Consider the following 16,717-nt stretch of genomic DNA (forward strand, 5'->3'; position numbering starts at 1 on the left):
GGGGACGAGCAGGAGAGGTGAGGATGACCGGGAAGACGCCGTTCGAAGCACTGTCGGTGGAGACGCTCGCCAGGCGGCTCGGCAGCAACGAGGCGCTCACCCAGCGCATCGGCGAGGACACCAGCCGCTGGAAGGTGCGCGAGGTCGGCGATGGCAATCTGAATCTCGTCTTCATCGTCGAGGGCGGCAAGGGCGCGGCGGTCGTCAAGCAGGCCCTGCCCTATGTCCGGCTGGTCGGCGACAGCTGGCCGCTGCCGCTGAAGCGTTCCTTCTTCGAATATCACGCGCTCACGCGGCAGGAGGCGCGCGCGCCGGGCTCGGTGCCGGCCATCTACCATTTCGACGAGACCCAGGCGCTGATCATCATGGAGTATCTGTCGCCGCACATCATTTTGCGGCGGGCGCTGATCGAGGGCCGGCAATTGCCGAACATTGCCAGGGATATCGGGCTGTTCATGGCCCGCACCCTGTTCCGCGGCTCCGACTTCTCGATGGTGACCAAGGATCGCAAGGCGGACCTGGCGCTGTTCGCCGACAATGTCGAGCTGTGCGACATCACCGAGAACCTGGTGTTCTCCGACCCCTATTTCGACGCCAAGATGAACCGGCACACTTCGCCGCAACTCGACGCCCTGGTCGCCGAGTTGCGCGCCGACCGCGACCTCAAGGTGGAAGCGCAGCGCCTGAAGCATCTTTTCGCCGCCAATGCAGAGACATTGCTGCATGGCGACCTGCATTCCGGCTCGATCATGGTCACGGATAGAGAGACCAGGATGATCGACCCTGAATTCGCCTTCTACGGGCCGATGGCCTTCGACGTCGGCATGTTGCTCGCCAATTTCTGGATGGCCTTCTTCTCGCAGCGGGGTCATGAGCAGAGCGGCAAGCGCGACGCCATGCGCGCTTATCTGCTCGATGTCACGGCGCAGACGTGGTCGGTGTTCCGCACCGAATTCTCGCATCTATGGCGCACGGAGCGCAACGGCATGCTTTATCAAAAGAGCCTGTTCGAGGATCAGGGCGACAGGCTCGGCGCCGAGCAGGCGCTCGACCATGTGCTGCACCAGATCTGGGACGACCTCCTCGGCTTTGCCGGCATCGAGGTGCACCGGCGCATCCTCGGCCTCGCCCACAATGCCGATTTCGAAACCATTGCCGACGAAGACCTGCGCGCCACATGTGAAGCGAGGGCGCTGAAGTTCGGCCGCCACATCGCCGTCAACAGGCGTCATATTCACAGCATCGACGAGGTCAACAACCTGGCCGCGCTGATCGAACAGGAGAACCGCATTTGAACGTCGGCGAGCGCCACTATCGCACCATCTGGCTGAGCGACGATGGGCGCTCGGTGGAGATCATCGACCAGCGCTGGCTGCCGCATGACTTCCGTATCGTGAAGGTCGACACCGTTAATGGCATCGCCACCGCCATCTGCGACATGTGGGTGCGCGGCGCGCCGCTGATCGGTGTGACCGCTGCCTATGGCGTTGCCATGCAGATGGCGGACGATCCGGCGGATGCCGCGCTCGATGCCGTCTGGGAGACGCTCCACGAGACGCGTCCCACGGCGATCAATCTGCGCTGGGCGCTGGATGAGATGCGGCGCTTCCTGCGGCCGCTGCCGACGGAACAACGCGCCGCAGCCGCCTATCGTCGCGCCAGCGAGATCGCCAACGAGGATGTCGGGCTCAATCGCGCCATCGGCGAGAACGGTCTCGCCATCATCAAGGACATCGCGGCGCGCAAAAAGCCGGGCGAAACCGTCAACATCCTGACCCATTGCAACGCCGGCTGGCTGGCTACCGTCGACTACGGCACGGCCACCGCGCCGATCTACCTGGCAAGGGAGGCCGGCATTCCGGTCCATGTCTATGTCGACGAGACGCGGCCGCGCAACCAGGGCGCCCAGTTGACGGCCTGGGAGATGGCCGGCCACGGCGTGCCGCATACGCTGATCGTCGACAATGCCGGCGGCCATCTGATGCAGCGCGGCGCAATCGACATGGTCATCGTCGGCACCGACCGCACGACGGCCGACGGCGACGTCTGCAACAAGATCGGCACCTATTTGAAGGCACTCGCCGCCGCAGACAATGACGTGCCGTTTTACGTTGCGCTGCCTTCGCCGACCATCGACTGGACGGTGGGCGACGGACTTGCCGAAATCCCGATCGAGGAACGCTCCGGCGACGAGGTTTCGCTGGTGTGGGGCAAGACCGCGAGCGGCGAGATCGCCCAGGTGCGCGTCTCGCCGGAAGCGACGCCCGCGGCAAACCCCGCCTTCGACGTGACGCCGGCGCGGCTGGTCACCGGCCTGATCACCGAACGCGGCGTCGCCAAGGCCTCGCGTGAAGGGCTGAAGGCGATGTTCCCGGAGCGTGGATAGCCGGCTCTCGCAAAGGCAAGGAACCACCTTTCGCTGTTCAGAAGGTGCTGCTCTTTGCGATCTCCAGCGAATTGACGAAATCCAGTGAACGCCGCAGCGCGCTCCGGATGGTGGCGATATCCACCGGCGCGCTCCGCCGTTGGGGATCACGGTGCTGCGGGCGCCGCAGCCGCAATGGCAGTTCGATGCTGACCGGCAGCGTCGCGGGAAGCGTTGCCCAGTACGGTTCGTAGCCGATCGAGCCGTCACCGATGGCGCAAAATGTCCATCCCTCCCCGGTGCTGACGACATCCTTCAGATGAGCATGCCCAACGGCATCGATGGCATCAGCGATATCTTGCGCCGGCTGCACCGTCTCGTTGCTGTAGGTAAAGACATTTCCGGCGTCGTGGTTCAGGCGCACGTGCCGCGATCCGATGTCACGGATGAAGCCTGCCCCCAACCGGGCGCTGCCGAGCAGATCGCCTTGGCCATGTCCGGGATTCTCGAGCGCCAGGACGATGCCGACTTCCTCCAGCCTCGGCAGGAGGGCGTCAATCGTTTTGCGGATCGCCGCGCTGTTTCTCGCCGGGCCGGCATTGGTAATCAGGAAGGACGCACCAAGACCGGCGGCAAAGCCGATGCGCCGGGACAAGGCGTCGGGGGCATCGGCCCCCGACAGGTCGAGATGAGCCGACACGGCATTGATCCCGAGCCCGGCATGTTCCGCTGCCTGGCGCAGCTTCGCGGCGTGCGCAGCCGCAAACATGCCTTCATCGAAATCGACATAGCCGCGAATGAAGGCCGGCTCGACATGGAGGGCACCGGCCGCCGCAATCTCCTCGATGGCCAATTCCATGGAATAGCCATCGAAGAGCGCGGTCGATACCGATATGATCCGGGCCGGCGAAGGCAGGGCTCAGGCTCCCTTGCCGTAGACGATCAATTCCGAAGCTTCCTTCACCTTGGCCGGTGTGAGCGCTTCGCGCCAGTCGTCCCGGACCACGACGCCTTTGGCGAATCGCATCAGCCTCAGCGCCGCATCGGACGGCACTTTCGGAGAGAAGCCGAACCACATGGCGATCTCGACGTTCAGATGGCCTATCAGGAAGTCCAGCGCGGCCTGTCTGGGAATGCCATATTTGCGCTCACACTCCTCGACGGCCTCGACCATGGTGTCGACGAAGGGCATGGCCACCATTTCGGACAGGCCCGGCTCCAGGATCGCCAGTTGTTCGACCGTGACGCGATGGCTGTCGATGATCGGCGACCACATGGCCCTGCACACTTCCTCGCCAAGCGCATAGTGCTCTTCCGGACCTTGCATCAGGGCACAGACGATCGATTGCCTGGCGATGCCGCCATGGTAATCGCGACGCGCGGCCCATTCCGTCTCTTCGCCGAACAGCGGCGGATGGCAGGGATGGCCGACGAAATAGGTGAGATCCGGCCGATCCGCGGGCAAGTCGCCGGCATAGGGCGCTGCCGCATCCAGAATGAGGATCATGGTGCCCGCGGCAAGCATCGGCGAGATCTGCCGCGCCACCTGGCCGATGATATTGTCCGGCAGGGCCATTACCACCACCTTGGCGCCGGGAATGCCCTCGTCCATGGCGACGGCGCCGATATCGGCCTCTCCCAGCCGCTTGCGGCCGGCCTCGCCGATCTCCACGGCGCGGACATCGTAGCCCGCTTCGATAAGCTTGCGCGTCACGCGGAAGCCCATCTTCCCTCCGGCTCCAAGCACCGCCACGGATGTCGTCATTTGCTTCTCTCCCATTTGCCTTGATGGCGCGCCGATGGCGCAAATTCAGCCGAACGCTTGCAGCGCGGCTTCGAGCTCCGGATGCGTGGCGGCGTAGTCGCGTGCGGGAACCCCTGCCGCCGCGGCTTCGAAAGCATCATGCAGGCTTCGAACGCCGGCGGCCGGCCCGCCTGGATGCGCCATGATCCCGCCGCCGCAGCAATAGATGAAATCGTCCGAGCCGAGCCTCGTATAGGTCTCGGCCGCCTGCACAGCGGTCTGTCCAGACGAAAACACCGGCATGACCGTATCGGGACGGCCAGCCCGCTCGAACATCGGGGTGAGACAGCCATGGGCCGACGCCATCACCGATTCGTCCGGCTCGCAGAACTTGTTGGACAGCCCGTTGACGTGCATGTGGTCGATGCCCGCCAGACGCCAGAATTTCTGATAGGCGAGATAGCTCATGCCGAGATCGGGAGAGCGGCTGAAGAGGCCCCAGCCGGCCCGATGGCCGTGCAGCGCAACGGCGGAGTGGCGACGCATCTCGATGACGGCGGACAGGCCGACGGAATTCAGGACCAGCATGGCGCAGGTCCCGCCACGGCGCTCGATCAGATCCAGCTGGCGACGCATGGCGTCGATGTCACCGGAAATGTTGGCCGCATACATGACCTTGCGCCCGGTCCTGTCGGCGTGCCCGTCTATCACCGCCATGACCGCTTCGTACCGGTGTTCGAACGGCGAATGCGGAGGGTCTCCCATCAATTCGTCGTCCTTGATGAAATCAAGACCCGCGGCAATCAGCGTGTCGGCCAGGGTCGCGGTCTCCTGCGGGGTAAGACCAACGCTCGGCTTGACGATGGTACCGATCAGCGGGCGTCCTTCGACGCCCGTCAGGCGACGCGTTCCCTCGACGGCGAAGGCCGGCCCTGGATAGGCATCCGCGAAGGCATCGGGAAAGGTAACGTCGAGGAGACGCATGGCCGAGAAATGATGCAGCTCGAACAGATTGCCGAGAACCGTCGACCAGACCGAAGCCAGCACCGTCCCCGTATTCTCGATGTTCCAGGAAAGGCCCACCTTGGCCCGGCGCGGCCTCACGGTCGCATTTTTTGGCGAGCGCGAGAACGGCAACGCCTCGCTGTCGACCTCGGCAACATCGCTGATGAATTCGACGCGGGCTCCGAACTTGCGCAGCAGCTCCGGCGTTTCTCCGGGTATGGCGCGGAAAGTCCCGCTTGATTGTTCGCCCGCCATCGCAGCCGCGGCAACCTCCAGCGGGTAGCGGGTTTCGATCAGATAGGTGGCGCGGAGGCGACCGGACAATGCAGGCTTCCCGACTGGAATGACGTTCACGGAGTGACCGTTAGCACCAAAAAGAAATCATGTCATCATATGAGTTTTCTCGGGCAAAAAAATTTCGGCGGCCGCTCAGCCGGCTCCGCCGCCGGCCAGTTTCGAATAGAGCTCGTTGGCGCGGCCAATGTGGTCGGCCATTGCCGCGCTCGCGCCTTCCGGATCGCCGCCGGCGATTGCCTTGTAGATCCGCTCATGCTCCTCGACCGTCAGCCGCTCGGCGCCTTTCATCGCCACCAGATCCCGCTTGAAACGGGACAGCCATTCGAGCATTCCCTTCGCCACCGCCGCTATCATCGAATTGCCGCTCATCTCCGCAATGACGGCGTGGAACTCCATGTCGGCAGCTACAAACCGGGCTTGGTCGCCCTTTGCCTCGCGCAAATGACGCAAGGTCTCCGCGAGGCGTTCCAAACTCTTGGCCGTAGCGCGCCGCGTGGCTATCCGAACCAGGCCGGTTTCCAGCAAGAGCCTGACTTCCTTGAGTTCTTCAAGCCCGCGAGAGTTCGTCGCCAGCATCATGACCATCGCCGCTGAGACCTGATCGACGATGACATCAGGCGTCGGATTGATGACGCGGGCACGTTCTCCGTGCGAGATCCTGATAAGTCCCATCTGCTGCAGCGACAGCATCGCTTCCCGGATCGAGGGCCGGCCGACGCCGATCATCGTCATCAGTTCCTTTTCCGACGGCAATTGAGAGCCGGGCGGGAATTCGGATGTCGAGATTGCCGCCATCAACCGGTCAAGCACCTCCACATACAGTTTCTTTTTCTGGACCGGCTCCATCCGTCCCTCCCTGGGTGTTCGCGGAACAATCGATCCCGAGTCGCGTCGGCAGACAAGGGTCCCGCCATCGATTGACATTACATATATGATGACCTAACGTCCGTCTACGGCCGGATTTGGACCGGTCGCCAGTTGCCGGGGCAGGCCGGCTCCGTTTGGCCAAGGAAAGAACGAAGCCGACGGCTGAGCTCGTCTCGTCCTTAAATCAAAGGAGGTTTCGGCAATCGAGGTTCCGGTGCCCGCTTGCCTATTTGGTATGCTGGTATAACATGTAGCTGGTATGGCGTCTTTCGGAGGATGTCGTAACGGAATGGCAGAAGGCCGACGTATCGGCCGGTGTTTTTTGGGAGGAAAATATCATGAAGTTTTCAACCGTGGCGGCGCTTGCCGGCGCCGCGCTAGTCAGCGTCTCGGCTGTGCCGGCAATGGCGTCACCGGATGCGCCGGTGATCGCGCTCGCCAACGCCTATTACGGCAACACCTGGCGGCACCAGATGGTGGAGGCTTTCGAAGCCTCGGCCAAGGAAGCCAAGGCGGCCGGTCAGATTGCCGACTACATCGTCATGAACGGCGACGGCTCGGTGGCGCAGCAGAACAGCCAGATCGCCGAGCTGATCCTCAAGAAGGTCGACGTGCTCGCCGTCGATGCCGCGTCGGAAACCGCGGTCAACGGGATCATCGAAAAAGCCTGCAAGGCCGGCATCATCGTCGTTTCGTTCGATTCGGTCGCCTCGGCGCCCTGCAACTACCAGCTCAACTTCGACTTCAAGGGCTACAAGGCAGCCCAGGCCGAGGCCGTCTTCAAGATGATCGGCGGCAAGGGCAACGTCATCCAGGTGCGCGGCGTCAAGGGTTCGGCGCCCGACAACGACATGTTCAACGCGCAACAGTCGGTGCTGGCCAAATATCCGGATATCAAGGTTGTCGCCACGGTCTATGGCCAGGCGACCGCGTCGGTCGCACAGGCGGCCATCGCCAACGTGCTGCCCTCCCTGCCGCATGTCGACGCCGTGCTCGCACAAGGCGGCAGCGACGATGTCGGCATCGCCCAGGCGTTCGTCCAGTATGGCGGCGACTATGCCGGCAAGATGCCGATCATCGAAGGCGGCGGCGGCACCGACTTCGTCAAATGGTGGGCCGAGGAGAACGCCAAGAACGGCTACCAGACAGTCTCGATGAACACCACGCCCGGTATTGGCGGCGCCGCGTTCTGGCTCGGCCTGTCGCTGCTCAAGGGCGCCAAGGCACCCAAGATGATGATCATGCCGGTGGCCACCGTCGATGCCGGCAACCTCAAGGAATATGCAAAGCTGCCTGGCGGCCAGATCATCAGCCCCAGCTATTCGCTCGACTGGGTCAAGCAGAACCTGCTGAGCAAGTAAGGTTGGCAATGCCAGGGACCGGGCGCCGCGGAACGGCCGCGCCCGGTCCCTGCCCGTGAAGAAACGGAGGACGAATGTCCCATCTCGCCGTAGCCCCGGAAGGCGCAGCCGCCGCGGTGCTCGCCGATCCGACCCGGCAGAGCGTTGTTTCGCTTTCCGGGATCACCAAGAGCTTCGGACCGACGCTGGCGAATGCAGAGATCGACCTCGCCGTCTCCACCGGCGAGATCATCGGGCTGGTCGGCGGCAACGGCGCCGGCAAATCGACGCTGATGCGCATCCTGTGCGGGGCGATGTGGCCGACCCTGGGCTCGATTTCGTTTGCCGGCCAGAATATCGGCTTCGCCGGCTACGACACGGCGGAAGCACAGCGCCGCGGCATCCGCATGGTGCACCAGGAATTGTCGCTGTGCGCCAACCTCTCGGTGGCCGAAAACTTCTTCCTGGAAATTCCGGCGGATGCCGCCAACCGGCCGGGCTGGCGGGCACTCTACAGGGCGCGCGCCCGCTCGGCGCTGGACGCCGTCTTCCCCGCAAACGGCATCGATGTGAATGCCGAAGTCGGCCACCTCTCCATCGCCGAACGGCAAATGGTCGAGATTGCGCGCGCCGCCGCGACCCCCGGTGTCAAGCTGATCGTTCTTGACGAACCGACCTCCTCGCTCGATCTCGATCGCTCGAGACAGTTGCGGGCCTTCATCCGCGAGCGGGCCAAATCCGGCCTCGCCTTCATCTTCATCAGCCACAAGCTTCAGGAAATCATCGACATCGCCACCCAGGTGGTCGTGCTGCGCAATGGACGCACCGCCTGGCGCGGCGATGTGGCCGAGACGTCGATCGGCAGGCTGGTGCAACTCATGGGGGGCGACGCCAACTCGATCCACCAGCATGGTACCGCCACCACCGGCAGCCGCGAAGCGCTGGTGCGATTGTCCGGGTTCCTGACGGCCGAACTCGGCCGCGACATCGAGATCGGCCGCGGTGAAATCATCGGATTGGCAGGCCTCGAAGGCAGCGGCCAGAAGGAGTTGCTGCACGCAATCTTCAAGCCCGATTCCGGAACGGATGCGGCCGTCGCCAGGAACGGTGAAGCCGGTTTCATCGCGGGCGACCGCCAGAAGGAAGGCGTGTTCCCCTTGTGGAGCGTGCTTGGGAACATCAGCATCGGCGCCCTGGCACGCCGCCCGGCGCTGGGCCTGGTCTCGGACCGCGCCAACCGCGCGGCAGCGGCGGATGCCGCCGGCCGGCTGCGGCTCGACGAAACCCGCTTCGGATCCAACATATTGGAGCTCAGCGGCGGCAACCAGCAGAAGGCGCTCGTCGCCCGGGCGCTCGTCGCCGACACGCCGATCGTCCTGCTCGACGACCCGACACGCGGCGTCGACATCGCCACCAAGCAGGACTTCTACCGCCTCTGCAACGACATTGCGCGAGGCGGGCGCACGCTCATCTGGCACACGACCGAAGATGCCGAACTCCTGGCCTGCGACCGCGTGCTGGTGTTTTCAGGCGGCTGCATCGTCAAGGAACTGGCCGGCGAGGCGATCACGGAATCAGCCGTCGTTGGAGCGTCCTTTGCCCAGCAGACGGACAAAGCCGCCAGTGCGGGACGCAGCGGCGCTGCCGGCGCCGGGCTTGCCCGCAGGCTGGTGAATGCTGCCCCCTTCATCGGCCTCGCCGCCGTGCTGGCGGTGATGATTTCGGCCAATCCGGCGGTCGCCTCCATTTTCGGGCTCGACCTCTTGCTGATGCCGGCGCTGTCGCTGGTACTGGTGACCGCGGCGCAGATGTTCATCGTCGGCGGCAGCGAGATCGACCTCGGCGTCGGCGCGTTCGCGGGGCTCGTCAGCGTGCTCAGCGCCACGCTGCTCTACGACCAGCCGTGGCTCGGCGCGCTGGCGCTGGCTGCGGCGATCGCCGCCTATGCCGGCCTCGGCGGCCTGATCCAGGCGCGCAAGATCCCGGCCATCGTCGTCACGCTGGGCGCGTCCTTCATCTGGGTCGGGATAGGCTATGCGCTGCAGCCGACGCCGGGCGGCGCCAGCCCCGAATGGCTGTCGGCAATGTTCAACTGGTCGCTCGGCTTCGTGCCAACCTCGATCATCCTCATCGCCGCGGTGGCAATCGTGGTGTTCGTGATCGACCGGCTGCCGCTCGGCGTGGTGCTGCGCGGTTTCGGCAACAATCCGACCGCGATGATCCGTTCCGGCTGGTCGCCGACGCGCTACGCGCTGGTGCGCTACCTCGTCGCCGGGCTGTTCGCCGCCGCCGCCGGCCTGTCGCTGACGGCGATCAATACGGCGAGCGACATCAATTCCGGCAATTCATTCACCCTGCTCAGCGTCGCCGCCGTGGTGATGGGCGGCTGTTCGCTGTTGGGCGGCGTCATCTCGCCGGTCGGCGCCGTCGCCGGCGCGGTCACGCTGGCGTTGATCGGCGCCCTGCTCGGCACGCTGAGCGTGAGCAGCGACTTCAATGCGGCGACGCAGGGATTGATCCTCATCGCGCTGCTGACCTTGCGCAGCCTGACCGCGGACCGCAGGAGCGAACAATGAACGCGTTTGCCGCCTTCAGCCCTTGGGCGCAGAAAAACCGCTGGATCTGGTCGGCGATCGGGGTGCTGCTGCTCTGGCTGGTGCTGTCCATCGTCACCAACCGCTTCAGCCTCTCCAGCCTGTCGGGCATCGTTCTGTCGGCCTCGTTCCTAACGGTCGTCGGCATCGGCCAGATGTTCGTCGTCACCACCGGGCGCGGCAATATCGACCTTTCCGTGGCCTCGGTGATCACGCTCAGCGCCTTCGTGGCGCTGCTGACCATCAAGGGCCAGGACGCCAACCTCGCCGTCGGCGTCGGCGCCGCGATCCTGCTCGGCCTTGCGGTCGGCGCTCTCAACGCGCTGCTCGTCGTCGGGCTGAACATACCGGCCATCATCGCCACGCTGGCGACGGGCTATGTGCTGGCAACCGCAACGCTGCTGTCGAACCGCGCGATATCGGGCTTCGCCGTCAGTCCGCTGTTGAAGACGCTGGCCACGGGCCGCGTCGCGGGCGTGCCGATCATGGCAGTCATCGCCATCCTGGGCGTCGCCGCAACGTCGTTCGTGCTACGCTATACCGTTTACGGGCAACTGCTCTCGGCAGTCGGCCAGAACCGCGCGGCGGCGCGGCTGGCAGCGATCCGCAACAACCGGGTCATCGCCTCGGCCTTCATCATCTCCTCGGTGCTGGCCTCGCTCAACGGGCTGCTGCTGGGCGCCTATATCGGCGGCGCCTTTCTTGAAATGGGCCAGCCCTATCTCCTGCAATCCATCGCCGCGGTGGTGCTGGGCGGGACGCTGATCTTCGGCGGCTCCGCGACGGCGCTCGGCACATTGTTCGCCAGCATCCTTTTGATCCTCATCGTCACGACCATGCAGATCATCGGCCTGCCGCCCGGCGCGCAGGACATCGTCCAGGGCATCGTCGTCATTTTCGTGCTGGCGCTGGCCGGCCGGCAGGTGCTGTCGCGGCGCGCCGACGTCGACCCCGCCGCCCTCGAAAGCGCTGCCGGCGACGGCACGGCGAAACCCGAGGCGGGCGCTGCGGCAATCAGGCCGCAGTGACAAAGCAGAGAATGATTTCTCTTGCCAAGATGGTAGAGTGATCATACCAGTATATAAGGTGACGATTGGCGAAACCATCGTTCAATGTTTAGGAGCAAGGCTAGATGACGACGATCGCGCTGTTCGGTGCCGGCGGCAAAATGGGTTACCGCCTATCGACCAATTTCCGCGGCTCGCCCTATACGATCCGCCATGTCGAGGTCAGCGACGCCGGGCGCGAGCGGCTGAAGACCGGGCTGGGCTTCGATACGGTCAGTGCCGACGAGGCGCTGGAAGGCGCCGAGGTGGTGATCCTGGCGGTTCCGGACACCCATATCGGCAAGGTCGCGGCAAGCATCGAAAGCAAGCTTGCGCCGGGCACGATGGTGATCGTTCTCGATGCCGCGGCGCCGTTTGCCGGCCATTTGCCTGATCGTCCCGACCTGACCTACTTCGTCACCCACCCCTGCCATCCGCCGATCTTCAATGACGAAACCGACATGGCGGCCAAGAAGGATTATTTCGGCGGCGTCAAGGCCAAGCAGCACATGGTCAGCGCACTGATGCAGGGACCGGAAGCGGACTACGCCAAGGGCGAGGCCATCGCCAAGATCATCTGGGCGCCGGTGATGCGCTCGCACCGCGTTTCCGTCGAGCAGATGGCGCTGCTCGAGCCCGGCCTTTCTGAGACCGTGTGCGCCTCGCTGCTGGTGGTCATGAAGGAAGCTGTCGACGAGGTCGTGGCGCGCGGCGTCGACCAGCAGGCGGCCCTCGATTTCCTGCTCGGCCACATGAATGTGCTCGGCGCCGTAATCTTCGGCGAAACCAAGGGCGTCTTCTCCGACGCCTGCAACAAGGCCATCGAATTCGGCAAGCCGGTGCTGATGCGCGACGACTGGAAGCGGGTCTTCGAACCGGAAGAGATCGCAGCCAGCATCCAGCGGATTACCTGAGCGGGCCGCCGCTTAGATACAGATCACCTGAATTAGTGGTTGACTCATTATACCAGTTAGCTTTAGCTGTTCCCGGACTCGGATCGGTCATGCTTCGTTGGAAGTTTGAAGTTGATGCGAGTGAGACGGCGGGAGCGGAGCGAGGAGCAGTTCGGATGACAGCCGGCGATCGGCTCTGAAATCCGGGCGGCGCACTGCCGGCCCTGCCTGACGAATTCAATAGTAGATAGAGGCCTCGAAACGATCGAGGCCTGGGTTTCAACGGGAGGACTTCATGAAACTGACACGCAGAATGACGCTTGCCGCCTTCGCAGGCGTGCTGGCACTCGGCACGGCGATGCCCGCCTACGCGGCGGATCTCATCGCCATCATCACCCCATCGCACGACAATCCATTCTTCAAGGCGGAAGCCGTCGGCGCCGAAGCCAAGGCCAAGGAATTGGGCTACGAGGCGCTGGTGCTGGTCCATGACGACGACGCCAACAAGCAGTCCGAGCTGATCGACACCGCGATCGGCCGCGGCGCGAAGGCGATCATCCTCGATAATGCCGGTGCCGACGCCACCGTCGCCGCCGTGCAGAAGGCCAAGGACGCCGGCGTCCCCTCCTTCCTTATCGACCGCGAGATCAACGCCACCGGCGTCGCGGTGGCTCAGATCGTCTCCAACAACTACCAGGGCGCCCAGCTCGGCGCGCAGGAATTCGTCAAGCTGATGGGCGAGAAGGGTAATTTCGTGGAGCTGGTCGGCAAGGAATCCGACACCAATGCCGGCATCCGCTCCAAGGGCTATCACGACGTCATCGACGACTATCCGGACCTGAAGATGGTCGCGCAGCAATCGGCCAATTGGAGCCAGACCGAGGCCTATTCCAAGATGGAATCGATCCTGCAGGCCAATCCTGACATCAAGGGCGTCATCTCCGGCAACGACACGATGGCGATGGGCGCCTATGCGGCGCTTGCCGCGGCCGGCCGCAAGGACGTCATCGTCGTTGGCTTCGACGGATCGAACGACGTGCGCGATTCCATCACCTCGGGCGGCATCAAGGCGACGGTGCTGCAGCCTGCCTACGCACAGGCGCAGATGGCGGTCGAACAGGCCAACGACTTCATCAAGAACAAGAAGTCGCCCGAGAAGGAAAAGCAGCTGATGGACTGCGTGCTCATCAATGGCGACAATGCCGCCAAGCTGGAAACCTTCGCGCTCAAGAACTGAGCCGGCGCAACGCGAACAGCGGGGGGCGAACCGAGGTTCGTCCCTCGCTCCTTTTCACCAGGATGCCTCGACCGCCATGCAGAAAAAGCCGAGTTGGCCGATCCTTGCCCTGACCGCCGGCATCGCGCTCAGCGCCTGCAAGATCCTTCCGACGCCATCGGCGCAAGGCGACGGCAATGCCTCCGCCTTCAACCCTGACGAGATGGTCGAGGACATCTGGGCGGCGAAAGTCATTCCCTATCTGCAGCAGAAGGCTGGACCGTTCGCCGAGGTCCATGCGCTGGCGAAGACCGATCCGGCCGCGGCCGGCGCCAAATACGGCAATCCGAAGAAGCAGGCGAATTCGCCATGGACGTTCGCCGTGCGCGTCGAGGGCAAGATCGTCGCGGCAAACACGCAGTCGCGCGCGGCCACCATCGATGTCGACGCCGACGGTGACGGCAAGGCGGACGCGCGCGTCCAGATTGGGCCGGCGATGCGCGGCACGGCACTGCGCGACAGCCTCGACTTCGTCCAGTTCAACGACTTCACCAACCAGATCGACTTCGCCCAGTTCGGCAAGGCTTTCAATGCCCATGCCGCCAAGACAGTGCTCTCCAAGCTGCCGCGCGAGGCGCTGGAAGGCCGCACCGCCAAGGTGCTCGGCGCCTATACGATCGAAGGCGGCCAGGACCTGCCGCTGGTGACGCCGGCGGCGGCCGAGATCGGGGCGAAGCCATGAGCCAGGCGAATGGCCATGACGTCATCCTCAAGCTGGAGGATGTCTCGAAAGTCTATGCCGGCACGGTCGCGGTCAAGCAGGCGAATTTCGAAGTGCGCAAGGGCGCGGTCAACGTGCTGGTCGGGGAAAACGGCGCCGGCAAGTCGACGCTGATGAAGATCATCGCCGGCGTCGAGCAGCCGACCTTAGGGCGCATCCTGCTCGAAGGCGAAGAGGTTTCGTTCTCGTCGTCGGGAGACGCGGTCGACCGCGGCATCGGCATGGTGTTCCAGGAGCTGAACCTGTTCGGCAACCTGTCGGTCGCCGAGAACATCTTCGCCACGCGCGAGATCACCAACCGCTTCCGCAAGATCGACCGCAAGGCACAGGAGCAGCGGGCCGGCGAATTCCTGGAGCGGCTGGAAGCCGGCATCCGGCCCGACATGCTGGTCGAGGATCTGCGCATCGGCCAGCAGCAACTGGTCGAGATCGCCAAGGCGGTTTCGCTCGACGCCAAGATCCTCATCATGGACGAACCGACCTCGGCGCTGAGCGCCGCCGAAGTCGACATCCTGTTCAAGGTGATCGCCGACCTCAAGGCGCGCGGCGTCGCCATCGTCTACATCTCGCACCGGCTGGAGGAACTGATCCGCATCGGCGACTACATCACCGTGCTGCGCGACGGCCGCATCACCGGCCAGGAGGAGATGAAAAACGTCGATACGCAGTGGATCGTGCGGCAGATGATCGGCTCGGACGCCAAGGACTTCGCCAAGGCCGACGGCCATGTGCCGGGCGCGGAAATCTTCCGCGCCGAGGAGATCTGCCTGCCACGCGTCACCGGCGGGCTGGCGGTCGACCACGTCTCGCTGTCGCTGCGCGCCGGCGAGATTCTCGGCATATACGGGCTGATGGGTGCGGGGCGCAGCGAGCTGTTCGACTGCATCATGGGCCGTCACGGCCATGCCAGCGGCAGGATCTTCATCGCCGGAAAGCAGGTGAAGGAGCGCGACACGACGCGCCGCATCCAGCGAGGGCTGGCCTTGATCCCAGAGGACCGCCAGCGCGAGGGCCTGGTGTCGATCCTGTCGGTCGCCAGCAACCTGACGATGGCGAGCCTGTCGCGCTTCGTGCGCCTGTTTCACATCCGCGGCGGTGCCGAGCGGCAGGCCGTGATGCAGATGGTGCGGGAACTCGCAATCAAGGTCGCCGACCCGGCGCAGGAGGTCTCGTCGCTGTCGGGCGGCAACCAGCAGAAGGTGGTGATCGGCAAGGCGCTGCTCACCGGACCGAAAGTGCTTCTGATGGACGAGCCCAGCCGCGGCATCGATGTCGGCGCCAAGGCCGATGTCTTCCGCACCATGCGCAAGCTTTCGCGCGACGGGCTGGGCATCCTGTTCGCCACCTCGGACCTCGACGAGGTGATGGCGCTGTCCGACCGCATCGCGGTGATGAGCAATGGCAGATTGACCGGCATATTCGACCGCGCCGAAGCGACGGAGGCGGCGATCGTCGCCGCGTCGGCGCTGGGCCACGGACCGGCCGCACATGGGGAGCAACGCTGATGACTGACATTCCGGCCAGGGCGGCCGCTTCCTCCGCCTCCAGCGGCTCGGCGCTGCTGACGCTGATGAAGCTCAGAACCTTCATTGCGCTGATCGCCGTGCTGGTGTTCTTCTCGATCGCGGCGCCGAACTTCCTGTCGGCCGCCAATCTGATCCTGATGGCCAAGCACGTGGCGCTCAATGCCTTTCTCGCCATGGGCATGACCTTCGTCATCATCACCGGCGGCATCGACCTTTCGGTTGGCTCGATCGTCGGCCTGTGCGGCATGGTGGCCGGCTACCTCGTGCTCAACGGCATCGACCTGCAGATCGGCTACACCATCTATTTCAATGTCGTCGAGATCGCCTTGATCACGCTCGCGGTCGGCATGCTGATCGGCGCCGTCAACGGGCTGCTGATCACCAGGCTCAACATCGCGCCCTTCATCGCCACGCTCGGCGTGCTCTATGTGGCGCGCGGCTTCGCGCTGCTTTCCTCCGACGGCCGCACTTTCCCCAATCTCGTCGGCAAGCCGGAACTCGGCACCACCGGCTTCGGCTTCCTGGGTGCCGGCCGGCTGCTCGGCCTGCCGGTCTCGATCTGGATCCTGATCGTGGTGGCGCTGGGGGCAGCCTATCTCGCCCGCTACACGCCGCTTGGCCGCCACATCTTCGCCGTCGGCGGCAATGAGCGCGCCGCGCGCATCTCGGGCGTGCGCGTTAATATGGTCAAGATGTTCGTCTACATGTTCTCCGGCTTCTGCGCGGCAATCGTCGGGCTGATCATCTCGTCGGAGCTGATGGCCTCGCATCCGGCGACGGGCGAGAGCTTTGAGCTCAACGCCATCGCCGCGGCGGTGCTTGGCGGCACTTCGATGTCGGGCGGCCGCGGCACGATCGGCGGCACCATCGTCGGCGCCTTCGTCATCGGCATCCTTTCGGACGGGCTGGTGATGATGGGCGTGAGCTCGTTCTGGCAGATGGTGATCAAGGGCCTCGTCATCATCGTCGCCGTCGTCGTCGACCAGGCGCAGCGCCGGCTGCAGCAGCGCGTTACCCTGATGCAGATGGCAAAGGCGGGCTGA

14 protein-coding genes are annotated in these 16,717 nt (G+C 64.4%); 10 read left to right on the top strand and 4 right to left on the bottom strand.

All coding sequences use genetic code 11. From position 1 onward, the window contains the following. Positions 1-23: 23 nt before the first annotated feature. A complete protein-coding gene (mtnK, locus tag FJ953_RS06530) occupies positions 24-1,295 on the top strand; it encodes an S-methyl-5-thioribose kinase (RefSeq protein ID WP_140623609.1) in 1,272 nt (423 codons plus the stop codon). Continuing rightward, the gene (mtnA, locus tag FJ953_RS06535; RefSeq protein ID WP_140623611.1) at positions 1,292-2,386 is read left to right on the top strand and encodes an S-methyl-5-thioribose-1-phosphate isomerase; all 1,095 of its coding nucleotides are present in this window, start codon (positions 1,292-1,294) and stop codon (positions 2,384-2,386) included. The genes mtnK and mtnA overlap by 4 nt, the downstream gene beginning before the upstream one ends. Positions 2,387-2,423: 37 nt before the next feature. On the opposite strand, the gene FJ953_RS06540 is transcribed toward mtnA, so the two are convergent. The 4 genes from FJ953_RS06540 to nanR all read right to left on the bottom strand — a co-directional run bounded on the left by FJ953_RS06540 (position 2,424) and on the right by nanR (position 6,257). After that, the gene (locus tag FJ953_RS06540) at positions 2,424-3,224 is read right to left on the bottom strand and encodes a sugar phosphate isomerase/epimerase (protein ID WP_181171568.1); all 801 of its coding nucleotides are present in this window, start codon (positions 3,222-3,224) and stop codon (positions 2,424-2,426) included. 60 nt (positions 3,225-3,284) lie between these two features. Further along, on the bottom strand, positions 3,285-4,130 hold the full coding sequence (locus FJ953_RS06545; protein ID WP_140514663.1) for a phosphogluconate dehydrogenase C-terminal domain-containing protein: 846 nt from the start codon (positions 4,128-4,130) through the stop codon (positions 3,285-3,287). Positions 4,131-4,175: 45 nt separating this feature from the next. Continuing rightward, positions 4,176-5,438 (bottom strand): ribulose-bisphosphate carboxylase large subunit family protein, encoded by a 1,263-nt coding sequence (locus tag FJ953_RS06550; RefSeq protein ID WP_181171567.1) that lies wholly within the window; start codon positions 5,436-5,438, stop codon positions 4,176-4,178. 105 nt (positions 5,439-5,543) lie between these two features. After that, entirely contained in the window at positions 5,544-6,257 is a 714-nt protein-coding gene (gene nanR / locus FJ953_RS06555; protein ID WP_140497819.1) for a transcriptional regulator NanR, read from the bottom strand. 359 nt (positions 6,258-6,616) lie between these two features. On the opposite strand from nanR, the gene FJ953_RS06560 reads away from it, so the two are divergent. The 8 genes from FJ953_RS06560 (at position 6,617) to FJ953_RS06595 (ending at position 16,717) form a co-directional block, all read left to right on the top strand. Next, positions 6,617-7,639: an ABC transporter substrate-binding protein gene (locus FJ953_RS06560; protein ID WP_140520883.1), complete on the top strand. Its 1,023-nt coding sequence runs from the start codon at positions 6,617-6,619 to the stop codon at positions 7,637-7,639. A 74-nt stretch (positions 7,640-7,713) separates the two neighbouring features. Beyond that, complete coding sequence (locus tag FJ953_RS06565) at positions 7,714-10,194, top strand: ATP-binding cassette domain-containing protein (protein WP_140514658.1); 2,481 nt, start codon at positions 7,714-7,716, stop codon at positions 10,192-10,194. Then, complete coding sequence (locus FJ953_RS06570; RefSeq protein WP_140623615.1) at positions 10,191-11,240, top strand: ABC transporter permease; 1,050 nt, start codon at positions 10,191-10,193, stop codon at positions 11,238-11,240. Before FJ953_RS06565 ends, FJ953_RS06570 begins: the two co-directional genes overlap by 4 nt. Before the next feature lie 104 nt (positions 11,241-11,344). Then, positions 11,345-12,172 carry a phosphogluconate dehydrogenase C-terminal domain-containing protein gene (locus FJ953_RS06575; protein WP_140497811.1) on the top strand — a complete coding sequence of 276 codons (828 nt, stop codon included), beginning with the start codon at positions 11,345-11,347 and terminating at the stop codon, positions 12,170-12,172. Between the two features lie 274 nt (positions 12,173-12,446). Beyond that, complete coding sequence (locus FJ953_RS06580) at positions 12,447-13,388, top strand: D-ribose ABC transporter substrate-binding protein (protein WP_140497809.1); 942 nt, start codon at positions 12,447-12,449, stop codon at positions 13,386-13,388. 76 nt (positions 13,389-13,464) lie between these two features. After that, complete coding sequence (locus FJ953_RS06585) at positions 13,465-14,109, top strand: DUF2291 family protein (RefSeq protein ID WP_140623617.1); 645 nt, start codon at positions 13,465-13,467, stop codon at positions 14,107-14,109. Next, the gene (locus FJ953_RS06590; protein WP_140623618.1) at positions 14,106-15,653 is read left to right on the top strand and encodes a sugar ABC transporter ATP-binding protein; all 1,548 of its coding nucleotides are present in this window, start codon (positions 14,106-14,108) and stop codon (positions 15,651-15,653) included. The genes FJ953_RS06585 and FJ953_RS06590 overlap by 4 nt, the downstream gene beginning before the upstream one ends. Continuing rightward, the gene (locus FJ953_RS06595; protein ID WP_140623620.1) at positions 15,653-16,717 is read left to right on the top strand and encodes an ABC transporter permease; all 1,065 of its coding nucleotides are present in this window, start codon (positions 15,653-15,655) and stop codon (positions 16,715-16,717) included. The genes FJ953_RS06590 and FJ953_RS06595 overlap by 1 nt, the downstream gene beginning before the upstream one ends.

The organism is Mesorhizobium sp. B2-3-6 (assembly GCF_006442305.1).
In the GTDB taxonomy this organism is placed as follows: domain Bacteria; phylum Pseudomonadota; class Alphaproteobacteria; order Rhizobiales; family Rhizobiaceae; genus Mesorhizobium.

What these genes read in the sequence shown, in the direction of transcription:
- FJ953_RS06580 (WP_140497809.1), top strand. Translation starts at nt 12,447, where the DNA reads ATGAAACTGACACGCAGAATGACGCTTGCCGCCTTCGCAGGCGTGCTG.
- FJ953_RS06585 (WP_140623617.1), top strand. Translation starts at nt 13,465, where the DNA reads ATGCAGAAAAAGCCGAGTTGGCCGATCCTTGCCCTGACCGCCGGCATC.
- nanR (WP_140497819.1), bottom strand. Translation starts at nt 6,257, where the DNA reads ATGGAGCCGGTCCAGAAAAAGAAACTGTATGTGGAGGTGCTTGACCGG.
- FJ953_RS06590 (WP_140623618.1), top strand. Translation starts at nt 14,106, where the DNA reads ATGAGCCAGGCGAATGGCCATGACGTCATCCTCAAGCTGGAGGATGTC.
- FJ953_RS06575 (WP_140497811.1), top strand. Translation starts at nt 11,345, where the DNA reads ATGACGACGATCGCGCTGTTCGGTGCCGGCGGCAAAATGGGTTACCGC.
- FJ953_RS06545 (WP_140514663.1), bottom strand. Translation starts at nt 4,130, where the DNA reads ATGACGACATCCGTGGCGGTGCTTGGAGCCGGAGGGAAGATGGGCTTC.
- FJ953_RS06540 (WP_181171568.1), bottom strand. Translation starts at nt 3,224, where the DNA reads ATGGAATTGGCCATCGAGGAGATTGCGGCGGCCGGTGCCCTCCATGTC.
- FJ953_RS06570 (WP_140623615.1), top strand. Translation starts at nt 10,191, where the DNA reads ATGAACGCGTTTGCCGCCTTCAGCCCTTGGGCGCAGAAAAACCGCTGG.
- mtnK (WP_140623609.1), top strand. Translation starts at nt 24, where the DNA reads ATGACCGGGAAGACGCCGTTCGAAGCACTGTCGGTGGAGACGCTCGCC.
- FJ953_RS06595 (WP_140623620.1), top strand. Translation starts at nt 15,653, where the DNA reads ATGACTGACATTCCGGCCAGGGCGGCCGCTTCCTCCGCCTCCAGCGGC.
- FJ953_RS06560 (WP_140520883.1), top strand. Translation starts at nt 6,617, where the DNA reads ATGAAGTTTTCAACCGTGGCGGCGCTTGCCGGCGCCGCGCTAGTCAGC.
- FJ953_RS06565 (WP_140514658.1), top strand. Translation starts at nt 7,714, where the DNA reads ATGTCCCATCTCGCCGTAGCCCCGGAAGGCGCAGCCGCCGCGGTGCTC.